We start from the raw sequence: 16,888 nt of genomic DNA on the forward strand, positions 1-16,888 counted from the left end.
AACACATTGCAAATATGCCAAGCTTGAAACAAGCTTGGCATATTGTTTTTGATCAAAACACTCACATATGCAATTGGAAATATATTCAGTTGCTTGTGTGCAGAGGTGATCTACGAACTAAAACTACATTGCAACTGTGTGCTTTGCAATTGATCAGGTGCTTTACGGGTATCAAAACCAGCGCTGGCGCTCAGTACTTGATTGGCTTTGATATTAACTTGCACAAATTGATATTGTGAATTGCTATTACTTGGTTCTAGTGAGCTACTATTTAATAGATATCCATGATTTTCTTTATCAACTTGTAATAGATTATCTGTACTTTTACCATCCAATTTTGATCGAAATGTCTGATTGTTCTTGGTTAGTTCCATCCATCCATCAGCACGAATATCAAGTTGGCAGCCTTGACTGTTATCTTGATAGTGGCCGATCAAATATTCAATAGAAGGTAAACTATAGTCGTTGTTATTAATGCCTTTAATCCCTTGTTTACAAGGGTAAATTGAATCATTGCATGGTGCGATTGTATCTGAAAAACCAACCGCACGACGGTAATCACCCGCCCCCGTGATACGAACATTGTGTGGTATAGGTGAGTTGGCTGTTGGCACAACACCAGAATAGTTACGCTGTTGCAATTGGCTATAATGAGTTGGATTAGAGATCTTTTGGTCATAGGCATTTGCGAGTTGCAACACCGCTTGTTTTAATGATGCGGCATATTGTTCTCTTGTGTTTTTTTGGTTATTCGTTATATCGATGATGGTGTTTTTAGCAGGGTCAATATTATCTGGTGCCGCGAGAACCAAAGATGTCAGGGCTTCTTTATCACCACGGATTTTTTTTGCATCCAAATAGCCATCTCTTAAATCAATGGCTAAATTTTTAGAGAAATCAGCGAAGGAAGTGTCGGGATATATAGTTGCCCATTGCTGTATATAACCAAAACTCAAGTAAGTATTTAAATATAATAAAGAGTTTATATTTGCACTTTGTGGTGAGAATACTTGCTGTATATGGAGAGGATGCACGTTGATGATGTTGAGGTATTTAAAGGCACTCAATAACGCTGTTTCAACATCCGATGTAGCAAGTTTAAGCTGTTCTGCTGTGACGGTCATTGCATAGTTGCTTTCATCACTTGGCAACTGACCTGATCGAACCAAGGCACGTTGATAAATCGCTTCAGTGCTGGGATTGATCAATATCGTTTGAGTTAAATCACTCACATCAACTTTGACTAAGCTTCGCAATGTCAGATCAATTCTTTTATATTGACCACTCAGAAAATCGTATATCAAAGAATTAGGCGTAGTCGTTAATTCAACTCGATATAAACGGTTTTTATTCAGGATTTCAGGCAGGGTAATCGATAAATCGGTTGTTGTGCTAAAATTTTGTTCTAAGACTAATCTATTGTCAGTATTATCAAAGACTTTAACCACAACATTACGTATTTCGATAGGCACTTTAATATTAAAGTTTTTCGGTTTTTGGGCTACGACTTCTTCTGGTGGAGTACTCTTACGTGCTTCACTCTCACCACTACCACAACCAATCAAAGCTGAACTAAGTAAAAGTGTACTCAACCCTAAGCAAATATGATGATGTAATCTTTGTTCTGACATCAAAGAAGGCATTCCAGCTCTCCAAAAATTTTGCATCCATGAAATTTTTATTACCGCATCGTTTTATTCTATGCGAATCTTATACTGATTCAATAGTCTTTCTTGACCAATGGTAAAATTAGCTCAAATAAAAGAATACCTTTTCCCTTTCTATATATCTGATTTTTGCAATATAAGCCAATTTATTCATGTTAATTTGATGATGACCACCCGTTTTATTTTCTTATAAGTTAGAGACTTGAAGATTGTGTAAAACAAGCCAAACTGCCATACTATTTGTCTAAATGAACTCTAGAGGTGTGACACGTGATTTCTGTTGGTATTGTTGGTGGAACTGGATACACAGGGGTTGAACTACTACGTCTATTGTTAAGACATTCACAAGTTCAGGTCAGTATTCTCACTTCGCGTACTGAAGCTGGAAAGCGTGTTGCAGATATGTTCCCAAGTCTACGAGGACATACTGATCTTAAGTTTTCTGATCTCGATTTGGATCAGCTTAAACAGTGTGATGTTGTTTTTTTTGCAACGCCGCATGGTGTTGCGATGCAACATGCTGAGGCATTGGTTGCTGCTGGTACGAAAGTAATTGATCTGGCGGCAGATTTTCGTCTACAGAATTTAGCCCAATTTGAGAAATGGTATGGCATGCAACACCATTGCCCAACTGTACTCAAAGATTCAGTTTACGGTTTAACTGAATTGAATCGTGAAAAAATCAAACAAGCGAATGTAATTGGTAACCCAGGCTGCTATCCGACCACGGTTCAGCTTGGTTTAGCCCCATTATTAAAGAATCGTTTGATCAATACTCAGAGTATCATTGTTGATGCAAAATCAGGTGTGTCGGGTGCAGGACGTAAAGCCAGTCTTGGTATGATTTACAGTGAAAATGCGGATAACTTCAAAGCTTATGGCGTGGCAGGACATCGTCATCATCCAGAGATTGTTGAAGCCCTCGAGAATATTTCAGGACAAAAAGGTCAGTTTGATCAACTGATTTTTGTACCGCATTTGGTTCCAATGATTCGTGGTATGTTAAGCACGATTTATGTTGATTTAACTGAACAGGGTCAACAAACAAATATACAAGCATTGTATGAAAGCTTCTATCAAAATGAACGTTTTGTAGATGTGATGCCTGCCAACAGTTCACCTGAAACACGTAGTGTTCGTGGTACAAATGAATTACGTATCGCGATACATCAGCCTCAACCGAATAAATTAATTGTGCTTGTTGCACAGGATAACTTGGTGAAAGGCGCGGCGGGTCAAGCAGTTCAAAATATGAACTTAATGTTCGATTTTGATGAGGCTGCAGGTTTGGAAGGTATTGGTTTATTACCATAAAAAACGCTTTTTTACTTCACACACATTTAAAATTGGATTTAAATGTGTGCTTTGATGTAGATCGTAACGATAGAGATAATGATGGATAACGTTGAACCAACGACTTCACCAGAAAGTTCGGTTGAGAAAAACAAATTCTTAAAAACGAATTTACCTTTACTTATTGCTGCAACCATTCTTATTGGTAGTAGTTTTATGATTGGTTATACAGTTGGGCACCGTCAAGGATTAACGGTTGTTGGTTATGATGCCGATGCTGAGCAGCTAGTAGATGTTGTTCAAAAACAGAAGACAGCATTAGACTCTATTAACAAAAGTTTGAATGCTGCTGTTCAAGAGCGGGATATGGCTGTGGGTAATGCTGATGATCTATTCAAAGCGGTCAATCAAGCCAATGCTGATAAGATTCAGTTTGAGGGCATGAATGCCATTTATCGAGATATTTTGAGACAGCGCGGTGGCGTGAGTTTGACGATTCAGAATTTGGCGATCAAGTCTTTACCTGAAAATGCGTTTGAGTATCAAATTGATCTTGTTCAAGTGAGCCCGAATAAACGCCGTGCAGCAGGGTCTGTTGAGTTGCGTTTGATTCGAAATACTGAAATTTTGGATGTACCACTAGAAGATAAAAGCTTTAATTTTGATGATTTTGAGCGTTTAACTGGACGTTGGACTATGCCAAAAGGATTTACGCCACAATTTATCGAAGTGCGTTTATCTGGCGCAGGTACACCTGTGATTAAGCGCTTTAGCTGGCAACGTGGTCAACCTGTTGATTTAAATTCTGCTTTTGTATCAGAAATTCCTCAAGCTGAAGCAAATGCTCAGTAAATTTATAGATTAAGAACCGAATATGCGAAGATATCGACGTCAAATGAATTTAAGTGAAGTGAAAAACTCTTTTCATCAATCGGGTTATGTTGACTGGCACTTAAATCCTCGTTTAAGTGATTCGCAAGAGGATCATGATGGCGAGCTGGTTGTGCAAACAGCTCCACCAGCAGTGCAGCGACCACCATTGTATGCAGTTGTTTTATTAAACGATGATTACACGCCAATGGATTTTGTGATTGATGTACTACAAAGTTATTTCTCTATGGACTTGGATCAAGCGAGTCAAGTAATGCTAACAGTCCATTATGAAGGCAAAGGCACTGCAGGTATTTATCCTCGAGATATTGCTGAAACTAAAGCAAATCAAGTTAACAATTATGCGCGTGCACAAGGGCATCCATTGCTCTGTCAGATCGAACCTGAGCGAGGATAAAACAAAGCAACGCTTTGTCCGAGCGCAAGACGAGAGCTATGCCCGAGTGGCGAGTAAAGAAAAGCAACGCTTTTTAGGTGCGCAAGACGAGAGCTAAGCTCGAGTGGCGGGTTAAAGGAAGCAACGCCCTTGCGAAATATATTCCTCATGCGCAATACGAGGGCTATGCCCGAGTGGCGGATAAAACAAACTTAAAGCATTGCTTTAAGGCTTTGTCCTAAGAAGCGTTTAAAGCTTCGTAAGAAGACCTTGCGCCATGTATGCTCAAGTTGCGAACGTAGCAAATTTAACCTCGAGTAAAAAATATAATCAAACGTTCAAGTATAATTTGAATGGATGATGAAGGAAAGTAACGGTTAAACAACAAGTATGTCTGTTTTTTAAACAATTGAATAGTTCATATTCTCTTTGTAATTAAATTTTTACAACAATACTTTGTTTTGAATCTTGACCAATACACTCAACTAATGCTAACAGTAGACTATGAAGCAAAGAGGCTTGTAAACGTACGTTAGATAACGATTGCAGATACTCAAGCGGATTAGTCCATAATTGGCTTTTTCAGTTAAAGATACGTCTTTTCTTGATGAGGCCCAAAATATAAGGGGGTTACATGCTCAGTCGTCAATTAGAAGTATCGTTACGTTTGGCTGTAAGCATGGCTCGTCAAAAGAGGCATGAGTTTCTGACAGTTGAACATCTATTGCTCGCTTTGCTTGATAATGATTCAGCTGTAAATGCACTAAAAGCATGTGGTGCTGATATCGTTACTTTACGTAAGGAATTAGAGGAATATGTAGAGCAACACACCCCAAAGCTTGGTGATAATAGCGAACAAGCACCACACCCAACGGAAAGTTTTGACCGAATTTTGCAACGAGCAATTTTTCATGTTCAATCAAGCGGTGGAGATCGTACCGTTGAAGGGGCAGACGTATTAGTTGCTATGTATTCTGAAAGAGATTCTTTCGCTGTTTATTTATTGAAACGCCATCAAATTAATCGTTTAACTTTGACTCAATACTTATCTCATGGAACACGTAAAGAAGAGATTCAAGTTGAAGAGGAAGTTGAAGATATTGATGGAGAAAGTGCAGCTTCTGCAAATGCAGGACCTTTAGAGCAATATACGCTAAATCTCAATGCTGAAGCGCAAAAGGGTAAAACTGATCCTTTAATTGGTCGTGAGAAAGAAATTGAACGTGCGGCACAAATCTTATGCCGTCGTCGTAAAAATAACCCACTGTTAGTGGGAGATCCTGGTGTCGGGAAAACTTCGATTGCCGAAGGTTTGGCGTGGTTGATTGTAAATGGAAAAGCACCTAAACCATTAGCGAATGCTGAGGTGTATAGCCTTGATATTGGCGCATTGGTTGCGGGAACAAAATATCGCGGTGATTTTGAGAAGCGTTTAAAACAATTGTTAAACGCGTTAAAAAAGAATCCAAATGCGATCCTATTTATTGATGAAATCCATATGATTATTGGTGCTGGTTCAAGTATGGGCAGCACAATGGATGCATCGAATCTAATTAAACCTGCTTTGGCAAATGGAAGTTTACGTTGTATTGGTTCGACAACTTTCCAAGAATATCGTCAAGTATTTGAAAAGGACCATGCATTATCACGCCGTTTCCAAAAGGTTGACGTAAGTGAGCCTAGCATTGGTGAAACGATCGAGATATTACGCGGTTTAAAAAGCAAATTTGAAGATTTTCATCACGTTGAATACGAGGACAAAGCGCTTGTAGCTGCTGTAGAGCTTTCTGCAAAATTCATCAATGACCGTTTTTTACCCGATAAGGCCATTGATGTTATCGATGAAGCAGGTGCGGGGCGTCGCCTAAAAGCGGAAGTAGATGGCTCACTGATTTCTGTCGAAAACATTGAGGATATCGTGTCTAAGATTGCGCGTATTCCACCTAAAACAGTCTCTAAAGATGACAAAACTGTGTTGGAAAACCTTGAGCGCGATTTAAAACGTGTGGTCTTTGGTCAAGATGAAGCAATTACGGCATTATCGTCAGCAATCAAGCTTTCTCGTGCAGGTTTAAAAGCACCAGACAAGCCTGTTGGTAGCTTTGTATTTGCTGGGCCTACTGGCGTCGGTAAAACAGAAGTTACTAAACAATTGGCAAAACTGTTAGGTGTGGAGTTTGTCCGTTTCGATATGTCTGAATATATGGAGCGTCATGCAGTTTCACGCTTGATTGGTGCACCTCCAGGTTATGTTGGTTATGATCAAGGCGGTTTGTTGACCGATGCGATTCATAAAAATCCACATTGTGTCTTGTTACTTGATGAAATTGAAAAAGCACATCCAGATGTATTCAATTTATTATTACAAGTCATGGACCATGGGGCTCTAACCGATAATAATGGTCGAAAATCTGATTTCAGAAATGTGATTATCGTATTAACAACCAACGTGGGTGCGGAAAGTATTTCTCGTGCAAGTATTGGTTTTACAGAACAAGATCACAGTGCTGATAACCAAGATGCGATGAAACGTGCATTCTCACCTGAATTCCGTAACCGTTTGGATGGTGTGATTCAATTTAAATCATTACCAACAACAGTCATTGAATCTGTGGTTGATAAGTTCTTAACAGAACTCCAAGCGCAGCTAGATGAAAAACAAGTGGTGCTTGAAGTTGATCAAAGTGCACGTGACTGGTTATCGACCAATGGCTATGATCGCCTCATGGGTGCTCGTCCAATGCAACGTTTGATTCAAGAGCATTTGAAAAAACCACTTGCTGAGATGATTTTATTTGGTGAGTTAGCTGAACATGGTGGTAATGTCGCTGTTTCTGTCAAACATGAAGATGGCAAAGACGTTGGTTTGAAATTGGAAGTATTTGAAGACCATATCAATCCGAGTGCTGAACCCGCTTAATGTTTGAATTCTCTTTTTCTATAACCCGGATACTAAGTGTATTCGGGTTATTTTTATTAACTGCTATTGCTGAAATACTCGGTTGTTATTTTCCTTATTTGATTTTGAATCAAGGAAAATCGCATTGGTTATGGATACCCACAGCATTGAGTTTAGCTGTGTTTGTGTGGCTACTCACATTGCATCCAGCTGCATCAGGTCGTATTTATGCAGCTTATGGTGGTGTTTATATTTTCATTGCGTTGATGTGGCTACGTTACGTTGATCAAGTGATGTTAACGCGTTGGGATGTTTTGGGTGGGATCATTGTGCTCTGCGGTGCAAGTTTGATTATCTTACAACCGCAAGGATTGGTACGTTAAGTGCTTAAGCATAACAACAATAGTGTTTCATGCTTTTTCTAAATATAAGAAAGAATACTATCGCAATAAGTAATCTTCTGAAATTCTGCATTCTTCTATGAAAGATTCATCATGGGATACCAGTATCACAGCACCATTAAAAGAGCGAATTGTCAGAGCAAGTAATTCGCGTGATTCGATGTCGAGATGATTTTCTGGTTCATCCAAAAGTAATAGTTCTACAGTTTGTTGTTTCAACGCAAGCAACGCTACTTTTAAGCGTTCGCCACCACTTAAAGTTGCTAAAGGAGCAAGTGCTTTATCTCTACGGATTTGTAAATTTCCCAGCCAGGTTCGCGCTTGTTGCTCGGTTAAATTTGAATCAAAACTACATAAATAACCAACGCCCGATATACTTTCGTCAAGCAATGAAAGATTCTGATCCAGATAAATAGAACTTACTTTGCAATAAATTTCTCCTGACGCTGGAGGAATTAGACCGTGGATGGTCTTTAGTAAAGTTGATTTACCAATGCCATTTATACCTTTTAAATGCAATTTCTCTCTAGCAGAGATTGCAAGATTAAGGGGAGTGGTATTCGCAAAAGCCAACTTAAGCTGATGACAGCGTAAGATTTCCCCTGATGATTTTCCCGGGATTGGAGTAAATTCAAAAGATTGTGGTTTGAAATGTTCCAGTTGAGTTTGCTTATGCAGCAACTCGTCTTTTGCATCGGCTAATCGTTTGCTCTGTTGCTTACGTAGATGAGAGAGTGATTGCTCGGCTTGCTCTTTTTTTGCGTCCAACAAGATTGGAGCTTGCGAACCAGACGACCTTAACTTTTCACCAGTTTTTTTGCGTTTTTGTGCTTTGATTTGGCTGAGGTGTTGCTGTTCCTTAAGATGCTTCAATTCTCTTTTTTCTTGCTGAACAGCTTGTGACAAGGCTTTGACTTGGAGGTTATGCTGTTGCTGATAAAGTGCATAATTCCCACCATAATAATTTAAACCAAATTGATTTAATGCGAAAATACTTTGTACATGAGCCAATAGTTGCCGATCATGGCTGATGATGAGTCCACCTGGAATATGTTGAGCCATTTGGTGGATTAGCCATTGACGACCTTGACTATCTAAATGATTACTGGGTTCATCAAGTAGTAGATAATGATCTTTAAGTAGAAATAAGCGACAAAGTGCAAGTTTGGTTTTTTGACCTTCACTTAAATGTTGAATAGGTGTGCTGAGATCTGTAGGTAAGCCAGCGCTTTCTAAGAGCTGCTGCCATTGCATAGGCAAATGCCACAGATTTTCAACTTGTTCATAGTCTGTAAATGAAGCGTTACCTTGTTGAATATGCTGAAAACGTAAATATAAATTTTCAATCTCTAAGGCGTGTGCAATGGTCTGTGCTTGTACACGCTGAAGTTGCGCCAAATATTGATGTGGGCATTTCCACGAAATTTGACCTGAATAGGATAGGTTGCTGGCTGCTTGTCTATGCAGAATAGACATTAATACCGATTTACCTTGGCCATTACGACCAATCATTCCAGAAAATTGTTTTAAGGGGAGTTGAAAGGATAGGCTTTCAAAGAGCTTAAGCTGAGATAGTTCTAGGGTTAGATTGGTAATGATACATGCCTGTTGAGTCATAAGAACCTCATAAACAGGATATGCAAAATAGAATGAGATAGAGAATTTTTAAAATAAAAATCACTAAAGGATAGATAAGTCTATTTTGCACATCAAAAAAGAAAATGAACTTTGATGATAAAAATAGAACTTACTTCATCGGCGTGATCTCAAATGGGTTTATTTTTACACTATTCTATTGATGGACGCGTTAAAGGTCAAATTTCACTCTTTTAAGCTCTGTTTAAAAAAGGAGAAAAAAAACTTGTCAAATGCTCCAATAGTGCGTAGTTTAGTAAGGAAGAACAGTTTTTTAGATATTTGAAATAATGATGTTAAAGCATACTGTAAACACCAACGCTTATTTTTATTTTTGGCAATATATTTAGTTGCCTGAAGCGTTTCGGGCAACAAAAGGTTGCCCAACCAGTTAACACCTGATCGGCAACCCCGATCAGGTTTTTTTATGCTTTAATATTCATCACTTTAGGAGAAATAGCATGTACATATTTAACGTTTCATATTTTAGCAAGACTTCTTGGTTTTACTTTGCAAAGAAATCAACATCGCTTAGATCACACTTGCTCAAATAAATATTCGGACTGTGCGACAGTCCAAAGGAATTGCCAATGAACGCTTTAAATACTGCTTTAACACAATCAAAAAGTCATACAAAAGAAACAATGCTCAGCTTACCTTCGCAACTTAAAGCGCAGTATCCCTTGTCTGCTACTTTAGCGCAGCAAATCTCAAAACATCGTCAAACGATTCAGAATATTTTATCAGGGCAAGATCACCGTTTAATGGTGATTACAGGACCTTGTTCGATTCATGATCCTATCGCAGTTCTCGAATACGCTGCCCGTCTGCAAAAACTACAACAACACGTGGACGACCAGATATTCCTTGTGATGCGTGCATATATTGAAAAACCACGGACAACAGTGGGGTGGAAAGGTTTTTTGTATGATCCAAATTTAGATGGATCATCAGATTTACAGTTGGGTTTAGAAAAATCGCGCGCGCTTTACTTACAACTTGTTGAAAAGGGTTTGCCCATTGCAAGTGAAATTCTAAGCCCAATGGCAACAGGTTATTTTGATGATTTACTCGCTTGGGGGGCAATTGGTGCGCGTACCAGCGAATCTCAAATTCACCGTGAGATTGCTAGCCATATGCCCTACAGTATTGGTTTTAAAAATGGCACCGATGGTTCGATTCAAATTGCGTTAGATGCAATCCAATCTGCGCTGCATGGTCATCAATTTTTAGGGATGACACAACAAGGTTTGCCTGCAATTTTGCATAGTGAAGGTAATCCATTGCCACATTTGATTTTACGTGGTTCGAATCAGGGTACGAACTATGATTTGGCAGCGATTCAGGCGATGCATTTTAAACATAAGCATTTACCAGCATTGGTGATTGATTGCAGTCATGGCAATAGTGGTAAAGATCCTTTGCTACAACCACAGGTTTTGCAGCAAATTATTGTTGAGCGAGCTGAATCAAACGTACGTGGTGTTATGCTTGAAAGCCATTTAGTTGATGGGAATCAGAAGATTTCTTGCGATATGACTTATGGTCAATCAGTAACAGATGGTTGTTTAGGCTGGGATAAAACGGAACAAGTTTTGTTAGATATTGCAGAACAAATGAGACATAAGAAATAATCTTCCTTAAAGAAGCCAATCTAGATCAGATTGGCTTCTTTATTCAATTCCGTAAAACCGCTTATATGGACTGTGCGCTAAGAAAACGACCAAAAATAGACGAAACCGTCTGAACATATCATCGATTTTCCTGTAAAATGCGCTCACGTTTAAAAAAACTCATAAGAAGCAATGTTCAAAACTATTTATGCTGCATTAGAACAACTTGGCTTAACCGCACAAAAACGTGCAATTCATATTCAATTTTCGAATCCTGCTTTAGCCAATCAGGTGTTTTTGCAGCGCATTGAAGGTGTACATGCCATTAATGAAGGTGTAAATGCCCAGCTTATCTGCCTTTCAACGAACGCGACTATTCCATTAAAAAAATTCATTGGTTGCCAAGTTGCTGTTGATACTGTTACGGACACAGGTACTTTATTTAGAACCACAGGTATTATCACTGAAGCCGTCCAAGGGCAAAGTGATGGTTCACTGACTTTATATAAACTCAAACTACAAGATGCAACTGCACTGTGGCATAAACGCCGCAACAGCCGCGTGTTTATGAATAAAACGGTTGTGGACATCGTACAAATACTGTTCAAGGAATGGCAGTCCAAAAGTCCATTATTCGCATCTAGTCTCACACTTGACCTCAGTGGACTCACTCAAGATTACGATGTCCGCCCCTTTGTGATGCAGTCCAATGAACTTGATATAGCGTTTATTCAAAGATTGCTAGCCTCTGAAGGAATTAGCACTTTAATCGATGAAGCCCAACTTAACGTTGCAAACAGCAATAGCCCGATTCAAGCGCAAAAACTGCGCTTGATCGATGATAACAACCAATACCAAGCCCTTGATCGAAGAAATATCCGCTACCACCGCAGCAGTGCCACAGAACAATTTGACAGTATGACCAGTCTGATTGCTGAACGCTCTCTACAACCAACGGCCGTGCATATCCAACGCTGGCAAGCTGATGCTCTCGAACAAGAAGATGGGGCAGGCAGTGTACAAACAAAACACCGCCATAGTGAGCAATATGATGCAGCCTCTCTTGGCTTGGAAGATGCGTGGAGTTTCTCTCCAGCATGGATGCAAGACTTAAACGGTGAAGATGGCGCAACGGCATCAGGCAACAATCAAATTGAAAAGATCAATCAAAACCTCGGTCATTACCATGACGCTCAAGCCAAACAGTTTATCGCCAATACAACTGTACGTGATACCCAAGTCGGCTACTGGTTTAAACTGAACGAACACCCAGAAATCGATCAACACAGTGGGGAAGACCAAGAGTTTCTGATCATCAGAAAAGATTGGTTTAATCAGAACAACCTACCCAAAGACTTACAACAACAAATCAGCCAATTAGTTGAACAAAGCCAATGGCAGTATTCAAACAATAGTGAAGAACGTCAAGCCAACCAACTGACCCTACAACGTCGTAACATCAAAACTGTACCCGAATACCATCCACTGCAACACCGCCCAGCAGCCAACCCGCAACGTGCCAAAGTGGTTGGACCCTCAGGCGAAGAAATCCATGTCGATGAATGGGGACGCATAAAAGTCCGATTCCTGTTCACCCGAAATGAGGATCACCAACACGATGGTGGTGCAGGCAGTAACGACAACGATACCGACTCAGCATGGGTGGATGTACTGACCCCATGGGCAGGCGAAGGCTACGGCGCACGATTCCACCCACGCATTGGTGAAATTGTTATCATCAACTTCTTTGATGGCAACATCGATCGACCCTATGTCACAGGACGACTGCACGAAGCACAACGCAGCCCAACCAAATTCGATGACCAAGGACAACTGCCAGATACCAAGAAACTGGCAGGGATCAAATCCAAAGAATACCAAGGCTCAGGTTACAACCAACTGCGCTTTGACGACACCACAGGGCAGATCAGTGCCCAATTGCAAAGCAGCCATGCGGCAAGTCAACTCAATCTCGGAAAACTCAGCCACCCTAAAGCTCAAGCAGAAAGCGAAGACCGCGGCGAAGGCTTTGAACTACGCACTGACCAATGGGGAGCGATCCGAGCAGGCGAAGGCTTACTGATTACCACGCATGCACAAGAACAAGCTGAAGGCGATCATCTCGAAGCGCAAGCAGCTAAACAACAACTGGAAGGCAATCAGAGTAATGCCAAAGCCTTGAGTGAAGTGGCAAAGAACCAACAAACCGATGAACTAGAGTCAGTTGAGCAGTTACAGGCATTTGCAGAGCAGATTCAAGATAAAATCTCTCGTTTCGAACAAGCGATGTTATTGCTGAGTTCACCCAATGGCATTGGACTCAGTACCGCAGAAGACATACACCTTTCAGCAGATGGACAACTGAACCAATTTGCAGGGGATAGTATTAATCTGACCACGCAAAAGAATTTGATTGCCCAAGCCAGTCAAAAGATCAGTCTATTTGCAGCACAAGGCGGGATTAAACAGGTTGCAGCAAAAGGTAAGTTTGAGATACAAGCACAAGGTGATGGCGCTGATTTAATTGCTCGTAAAGATATTCAGATTATTTCGACTGAAGATGCGATCTATATTACTAGTCCGAAAGAGATAGTGATCACCGCAGGCGGCTCTCAGCTCAAGCTCAATGGTTCGGGAATTTTTCCGACCACAGGTGGAAAATTTGAGTGCAAAGCTGGACAGCATTTGTTTATGGGTGGGGCGAAAGTAAACACACAGATAGTCGAATTAAAACAGTTGAGTTGTGATGTTAAGGCAGCAGAGGCTTCTGCTAAAGGTTCACCTGCAATGGCGATGGATTAAATTGTGACAACTCAAGATTATTTGATAAAGAAAGTATCTGCGTCAGAAAATATTATTTTAAATGCAAACTATATCTTCTTTGATCCTTTGCTGTGGACAGATGCACACTATACGCTCAAGCAACTTGGTGTGAAGTATGAACTGATCGGATTCAATCTATTCGAAGATGAAAGTATGACCCCTACTTTGATCGACCTAACTCGGATGGATAATCAGCTTAAAACACAATTATGGGAAGACATTGGTTCGTATTCTTATGTTGATGCATTTAGTCAATTTGACCAAATGAGCATGTTTCAGAACTATATTGTTTCTAAGAAAAATATTTATGAAATGAAAGAATTTCTAGCAAAAATGATGAAAGTAAGAGTTCAAAATAAGAAATTTTTGTTCCGTATGTTTGATTCTCGAGCGATGATTCACTTTCATTTATTATTTAATTTTTACAATAACGAAGCAACAAGCCAAATTCAAGAATTTCAATTATGGCAAGACCATGTAGATGAATGGACGATATCTATAGCTGGGCAATACTTTACTTTGAACTTTCCAAATCACTTTTCGGATCAGCTATATCCCAAGAAATTTAGTTTTGATGACATGATGCAAATTACTGAAAACTTAAGAATATTAATGACACCAGATATGGATGTTGCAGAGGGGCAATTGAATTCAACTTTGCCATTTGAAGAACTATTGCACCATGAATATAAAAGTATTTTGGGAGAAAAATAAGTGACGACATCTAATTGTAAGCGCTGTCAGAAACAAGGGTTACCTTTATTTATCAGCCGTTTTTCAGTGGGTAGAGGAAGTGCAATTCGTTCGCCGATCGCAAAACCAGCAGGTTATCCTGAACTACCTGCGTCAAGTAGTTACTACACACTCAGAAATTTACGTTCAGGCTATTTATATATTTACGATAGTTTGGATAATAGTATCAAAACCTATAGTTTGACGGCTGGTGGCTTAGCAACGTTAATTAATGCAAGTGAACCCCAAGCGGCAACAGAAGCATTCAAAAAACAACACGTTGCGTGTATGCAACAAGGACAGAAGTACGCGAATGCTGCTCTAATTACTATATCAAAACCGACAGTCGCTCGATCAATATTTATTAGTTATTCCGAATATAAGTGGACACAGGCCGTGCTTAATGCACATCGGGGAACATCTGCCGCTGCAGTTGAAATGCGTAAGCATATGACTGAGGTAAAAATTGGAGGACAAACCGTCAGTAGTTTACCGATACAACGTCTGCAAAACAGTGTAAATGAGTATAGTTTAACCAATGCTCAGGGGAAGCAATCTTTTGCATGGTCTACTCGGGGTTTTTTGGAATTAAAAGGCGATGCACCAAAAGTTATTAATGAAGCAAATCGTTTAGCACCAGGAAAAGGATTGGTGGTTGCGATCCATGATCCAGTCGCTTTAATGAGTGATATTAGTGCGCTGATCGATGAGCTCGGTCGAATTTGGCAACAATCGAATCAACATCCTCTAAGGATTTATAGTGAAATTGAACAGTTAAAAATGGCAGTTGAGTTAGATGCTGGAAATGATGAAGCCTTAAAATTTGATCGAGGACGTTATGCGATTACAGAGAAAACAACTGAGCAAATATTTGTTCCTGCATTAGGAAGTTATATCGATGTGCCAACTGTCGCAGTAACAGGTCACTACAATAATAAAGAAGATTTGCCTCCACTGACACCACAGCAGCTACAGCGTTTACGCACAAGGATAAATAGCAGTCAGCAGAGTGCATGGGCTAGATATCAGCGAGAGTTCAGTAGTCCAACAGCACCCGACAACTGGAAAAAAACCTTTGATACGAAAGCGATTGATTATCAAAAAAAGTTTATTGAACCGTTAGCGAAAGCGCATTTGGCATGGTTTAAGAGTAATATGCTTTTCTACTATATGCGCGCAAACTTTGATAGCAAGCTGATTCAGTCGGGCATGGAATACTCCACGACGGTCATGGCTTTGGTGGGTAATACGCAAATGTTACCTGAAAATTTCACCTATTATTGTCAATTGTTAAAAGGTGATATTAAACATGCAACCAACTATCTGTGTCGGGGACTTCTTTTTAACCAACAGTCGGCTTTGAATCAGGTTCAGAACAAACTTGCTGATTTTGATTTCAAGTCAGGTTCAACCAAACATGCATGGTCAAGCCTCATCTATGGTATAACACAGTCGATTGACTTGGCAATTGTAGGTAGAGCCACGATACTTGAGGGCTTTGTAAAGGCAATTAACGCACCTGTTTTACAGATGATCAGGGAGGCAGTAGATGGGGCGAAAACTGCTTATAAAGTGCCTTTGTTACTTGGGGCGCATTATCAAAAACCCGTTGTTCGCGTTGAAGTGAATGGAACAAAATTAGAATATGCCAAATTTATAACCGAGGAAATATTAAAAGCTTCAGGTAAGAAAATTAATTCAGATGACGTAAAACGTGCAGTTAAATTGCAGTTATTACAGCTTGAGGCTGCTGGTGTTGTAGATTTAAAAAGTCGTAACCGTAGTGCCTTTGCATTGGTTGTGGATATCAGTGAACTGGAGAGCGTCAATTATAACACTCCAAATAGTCAACGCGCCCCTGCAATGGCATCAAGTATACGTAGTGCGCAAGATGTTAGCCAATTACGGTTTAAAGATTATAGTAAGGCGGTTAGCACGAATAAGAAAATGTCATTTGGTGCAGCACTTTTTGCAACAACCCTACAGGGCATTGCAATTGTCAGTATGTATCAGGACATGATGAAAGCGACGCCAAAACAGTTATTGGAAACATCGACTAAGTTTGTGGCGGGTATCGTAGCAGGTGTTGCGAGTGTGCTGGATGTCATGGAGCGACGATTTGAAGCCGTGATGAAATCAGCTTTGGATGATGCGATAAAAGCAAAAAATGGCTGGAGAATGAAGGTTTGCGGATTCCTTAAAACGCGAGGTTTGATAGCTGCTGCTGTTGTATTTGCCGCTTGGGATGGTGTTAACGCATATAAAGAGTTTCAGAAAGGTAATTATCAATTAACAGGGTTGTATGCAGCATCAGGCATTCTTGGAGTAACTTCAGCAGTATTGTTCCTGTCAGGTGGTCTAATCGCAACAGGTGTAGGTATAGTCTTGGTGATCGCTATGATTGCGATTGCATTTGCGATTAATTACTTCAGTAGCAATGAATTACAAGAATGGATTAGACAAGGCTACTTTGGTAAGAGAAAAGCAGGCTGGACTTTAAGTACTGAACTTAAGAAGCAAGAAGAAGCATTCACTGCGTTGGCATCATCATAAAGTTA

The 16,888-nt window shown here is 40.0% G+C and carries 11 protein-coding genes and 1 pseudogene; 10 read left to right on the plus strand and 2 right to left on the minus strand.

Annotated features, from left to right (window positions below):
- Positions 1 to 110 precede the first annotated feature (110 nt).
- Entirely contained in the window at positions 111 to 1,643 is a 1,533-nt protein-coding gene (locus tag F903_RS10180; protein ID WP_005196810.1) for a hypothetical protein, read from the minus strand.
- A gap of 294 nt (positions 1,644 to 1,937) precedes the next feature.
- Between F903_RS10180 and argC the strand changes: the two genes are divergently transcribed.
- The 6 genes and pseudogenes from argC (at position 1,938) to F903_RS10205 (ending at position 7,509) form a co-directional block, all read left to right on the plus strand.
- Positions 1,938 to 2,981: an N-acetyl-gamma-glutamyl-phosphate reductase gene (gene argC, locus F903_RS10185; RefSeq protein ID WP_005196812.1), complete on the plus strand. Its 1,044-nt coding sequence runs from the start codon at positions 1,938 to 1,940 to the stop codon at positions 2,979 to 2,981.
- Positions 2,982 to 3,062: 81 nt separating this feature from the next.
- Positions 3,063 to 3,812, plus strand: coding sequence for a DUF6776 family protein (locus F903_RS10190; RefSeq protein WP_004671298.1), 750 nt, complete (start codon positions 3,063 to 3,065; stop codon positions 3,810 to 3,812).
- Positions 3,813 to 3,834: 22 nt separating this feature from the next.
- Positions 3,835 to 4,248 carry an ATP-dependent Clp protease adapter ClpS gene (gene clpS / locus F903_RS10195; protein WP_171065229.1) on the plus strand — a complete coding sequence of 138 codons (414 nt, stop codon included), beginning with the start codon at positions 3,835 to 3,837 and terminating at the stop codon, positions 4,246 to 4,248.
- A gap of 407 nt (positions 4,249 to 4,655) precedes the next feature.
- Positions 4,656 to 4,757 (plus strand): annotated as a pseudogene (locus F903_RS16965) (ATP-dependent Clp protease adapter ClpS); the annotation flags it as partial.
- 104 nt (positions 4,758 to 4,861) lie between these two features.
- Positions 4,862 to 7,147: an ATP-dependent Clp protease ATP-binding subunit ClpA gene (gene clpA, locus F903_RS10200; protein ID WP_005196814.1), complete on the plus strand. Its 2,286-nt coding sequence runs from the start codon at positions 4,862 to 4,864 to the stop codon at positions 7,145 to 7,147.
- Positions 7,147 to 7,509: a YnfA family protein gene (locus tag F903_RS10205; RefSeq protein ID WP_005196815.1), complete on the plus strand. Its 363-nt coding sequence runs from the start codon at positions 7,147 to 7,149 to the stop codon at positions 7,507 to 7,509. Before clpA ends, F903_RS10205 begins: the two co-directional genes overlap by 1 nt.
- A 57-nt stretch (positions 7,510 to 7,566) precedes the next feature.
- Here F903_RS10205 and F903_RS10210 read toward each other — a convergent pair whose 3' ends face one another.
- Positions 7,567 to 9,144, minus strand: coding sequence for an ATP-binding cassette domain-containing protein (locus F903_RS10210; protein WP_005196816.1), 1,578 nt, complete (start codon positions 9,142 to 9,144; stop codon positions 7,567 to 7,569).
- 608 nt (positions 9,145 to 9,752) lie between these two features.
- Between F903_RS10210 and F903_RS10215 the strand changes: the two genes are divergently transcribed.
- The 4 genes from F903_RS10215 to F903_RS10230 all read left to right on the plus strand — a co-directional run bounded on the left by F903_RS10215 (position 9,753) and on the right by F903_RS10230 (position 16,883).
- Entirely contained in the window at positions 9,753 to 10,796 is a 1,044-nt protein-coding gene (locus F903_RS10215) for a 3-deoxy-7-phosphoheptulonate synthase (protein ID WP_005196818.1), read from the plus strand.
- Positions 10,797 to 10,967: 171 nt separating this feature from the next.
- Positions 10,968 to 13,577 (plus strand): type VI secretion system Vgr family protein, encoded by a 2,610-nt coding sequence (locus tag F903_RS10220; protein ID WP_005196819.1) that lies wholly within the window; start codon positions 10,968 to 10,970, stop codon positions 13,575 to 13,577.
- Between the two features lie 3 nt (positions 13,578 to 13,580).
- Positions 13,581 to 14,312, plus strand: a complete 732-nt coding sequence (locus F903_RS10225; protein WP_005196821.1) for a hypothetical protein — start codon at positions 13,581 to 13,583, stop codon at positions 14,310 to 14,312.
- Positions 14,313 to 16,883, plus strand: coding sequence for a T6SS effector BTH_I2691 family protein (locus F903_RS10230; protein ID WP_005196822.1), 2,571 nt, complete (start codon positions 14,313 to 14,315; stop codon positions 16,881 to 16,883).
- Positions 16,884 to 16,888: the final 5 nt, after the last annotated feature.

Origin of the sequence: Acinetobacter sp. NIPH 298 (genome assembly GCF_000369505.1) — a bacterium.
In the GTDB taxonomy this organism is placed as follows: domain Bacteria; phylum Pseudomonadota; class Gammaproteobacteria; order Pseudomonadales; family Moraxellaceae; genus Acinetobacter.

What these genes read in the sequence shown, in the direction of transcription:
- F903_RS10180 (WP_005196810.1), bottom strand. Translation starts at nt 1,643, where the DNA reads ATGCCTTCTTTGATGTCAGAACAAAGATTACATCATCATATTTGCTTA.
- F903_RS10190 (WP_004671298.1), top strand. Translation starts at nt 3,063, where the DNA reads ATGGATAACGTTGAACCAACGACTTCACCAGAAAGTTCGGTTGAGAAA.
- clpS (WP_171065229.1), top strand. Translation starts at nt 3,835, where the DNA reads ATGCGAAGATATCGACGTCAAATGAATTTAAGTGAAGTGAAAAACTCT.
- clpA (WP_005196814.1), top strand. Translation starts at nt 4,862, where the DNA reads ATGCTCAGTCGTCAATTAGAAGTATCGTTACGTTTGGCTGTAAGCATG.
- F903_RS10205 (WP_005196815.1), top strand. Translation starts at nt 7,147, where the DNA reads ATGTTTGAATTCTCTTTTTCTATAACCCGGATACTAAGTGTATTCGGG.
- F903_RS10210 (WP_005196816.1), bottom strand. Translation starts at nt 9,144, where the DNA reads ATGACTCAACAGGCATGTATCATTACCAATCTAACCCTAGAACTATCT.
- F903_RS10215 (WP_005196818.1), top strand. Translation starts at nt 9,753, where the DNA reads ATGAACGCTTTAAATACTGCTTTAACACAATCAAAAAGTCATACAAAA.
- F903_RS10220 (WP_005196819.1), top strand. Translation starts at nt 10,968, where the DNA reads ATGTTCAAAACTATTTATGCTGCATTAGAACAACTTGGCTTAACCGCA.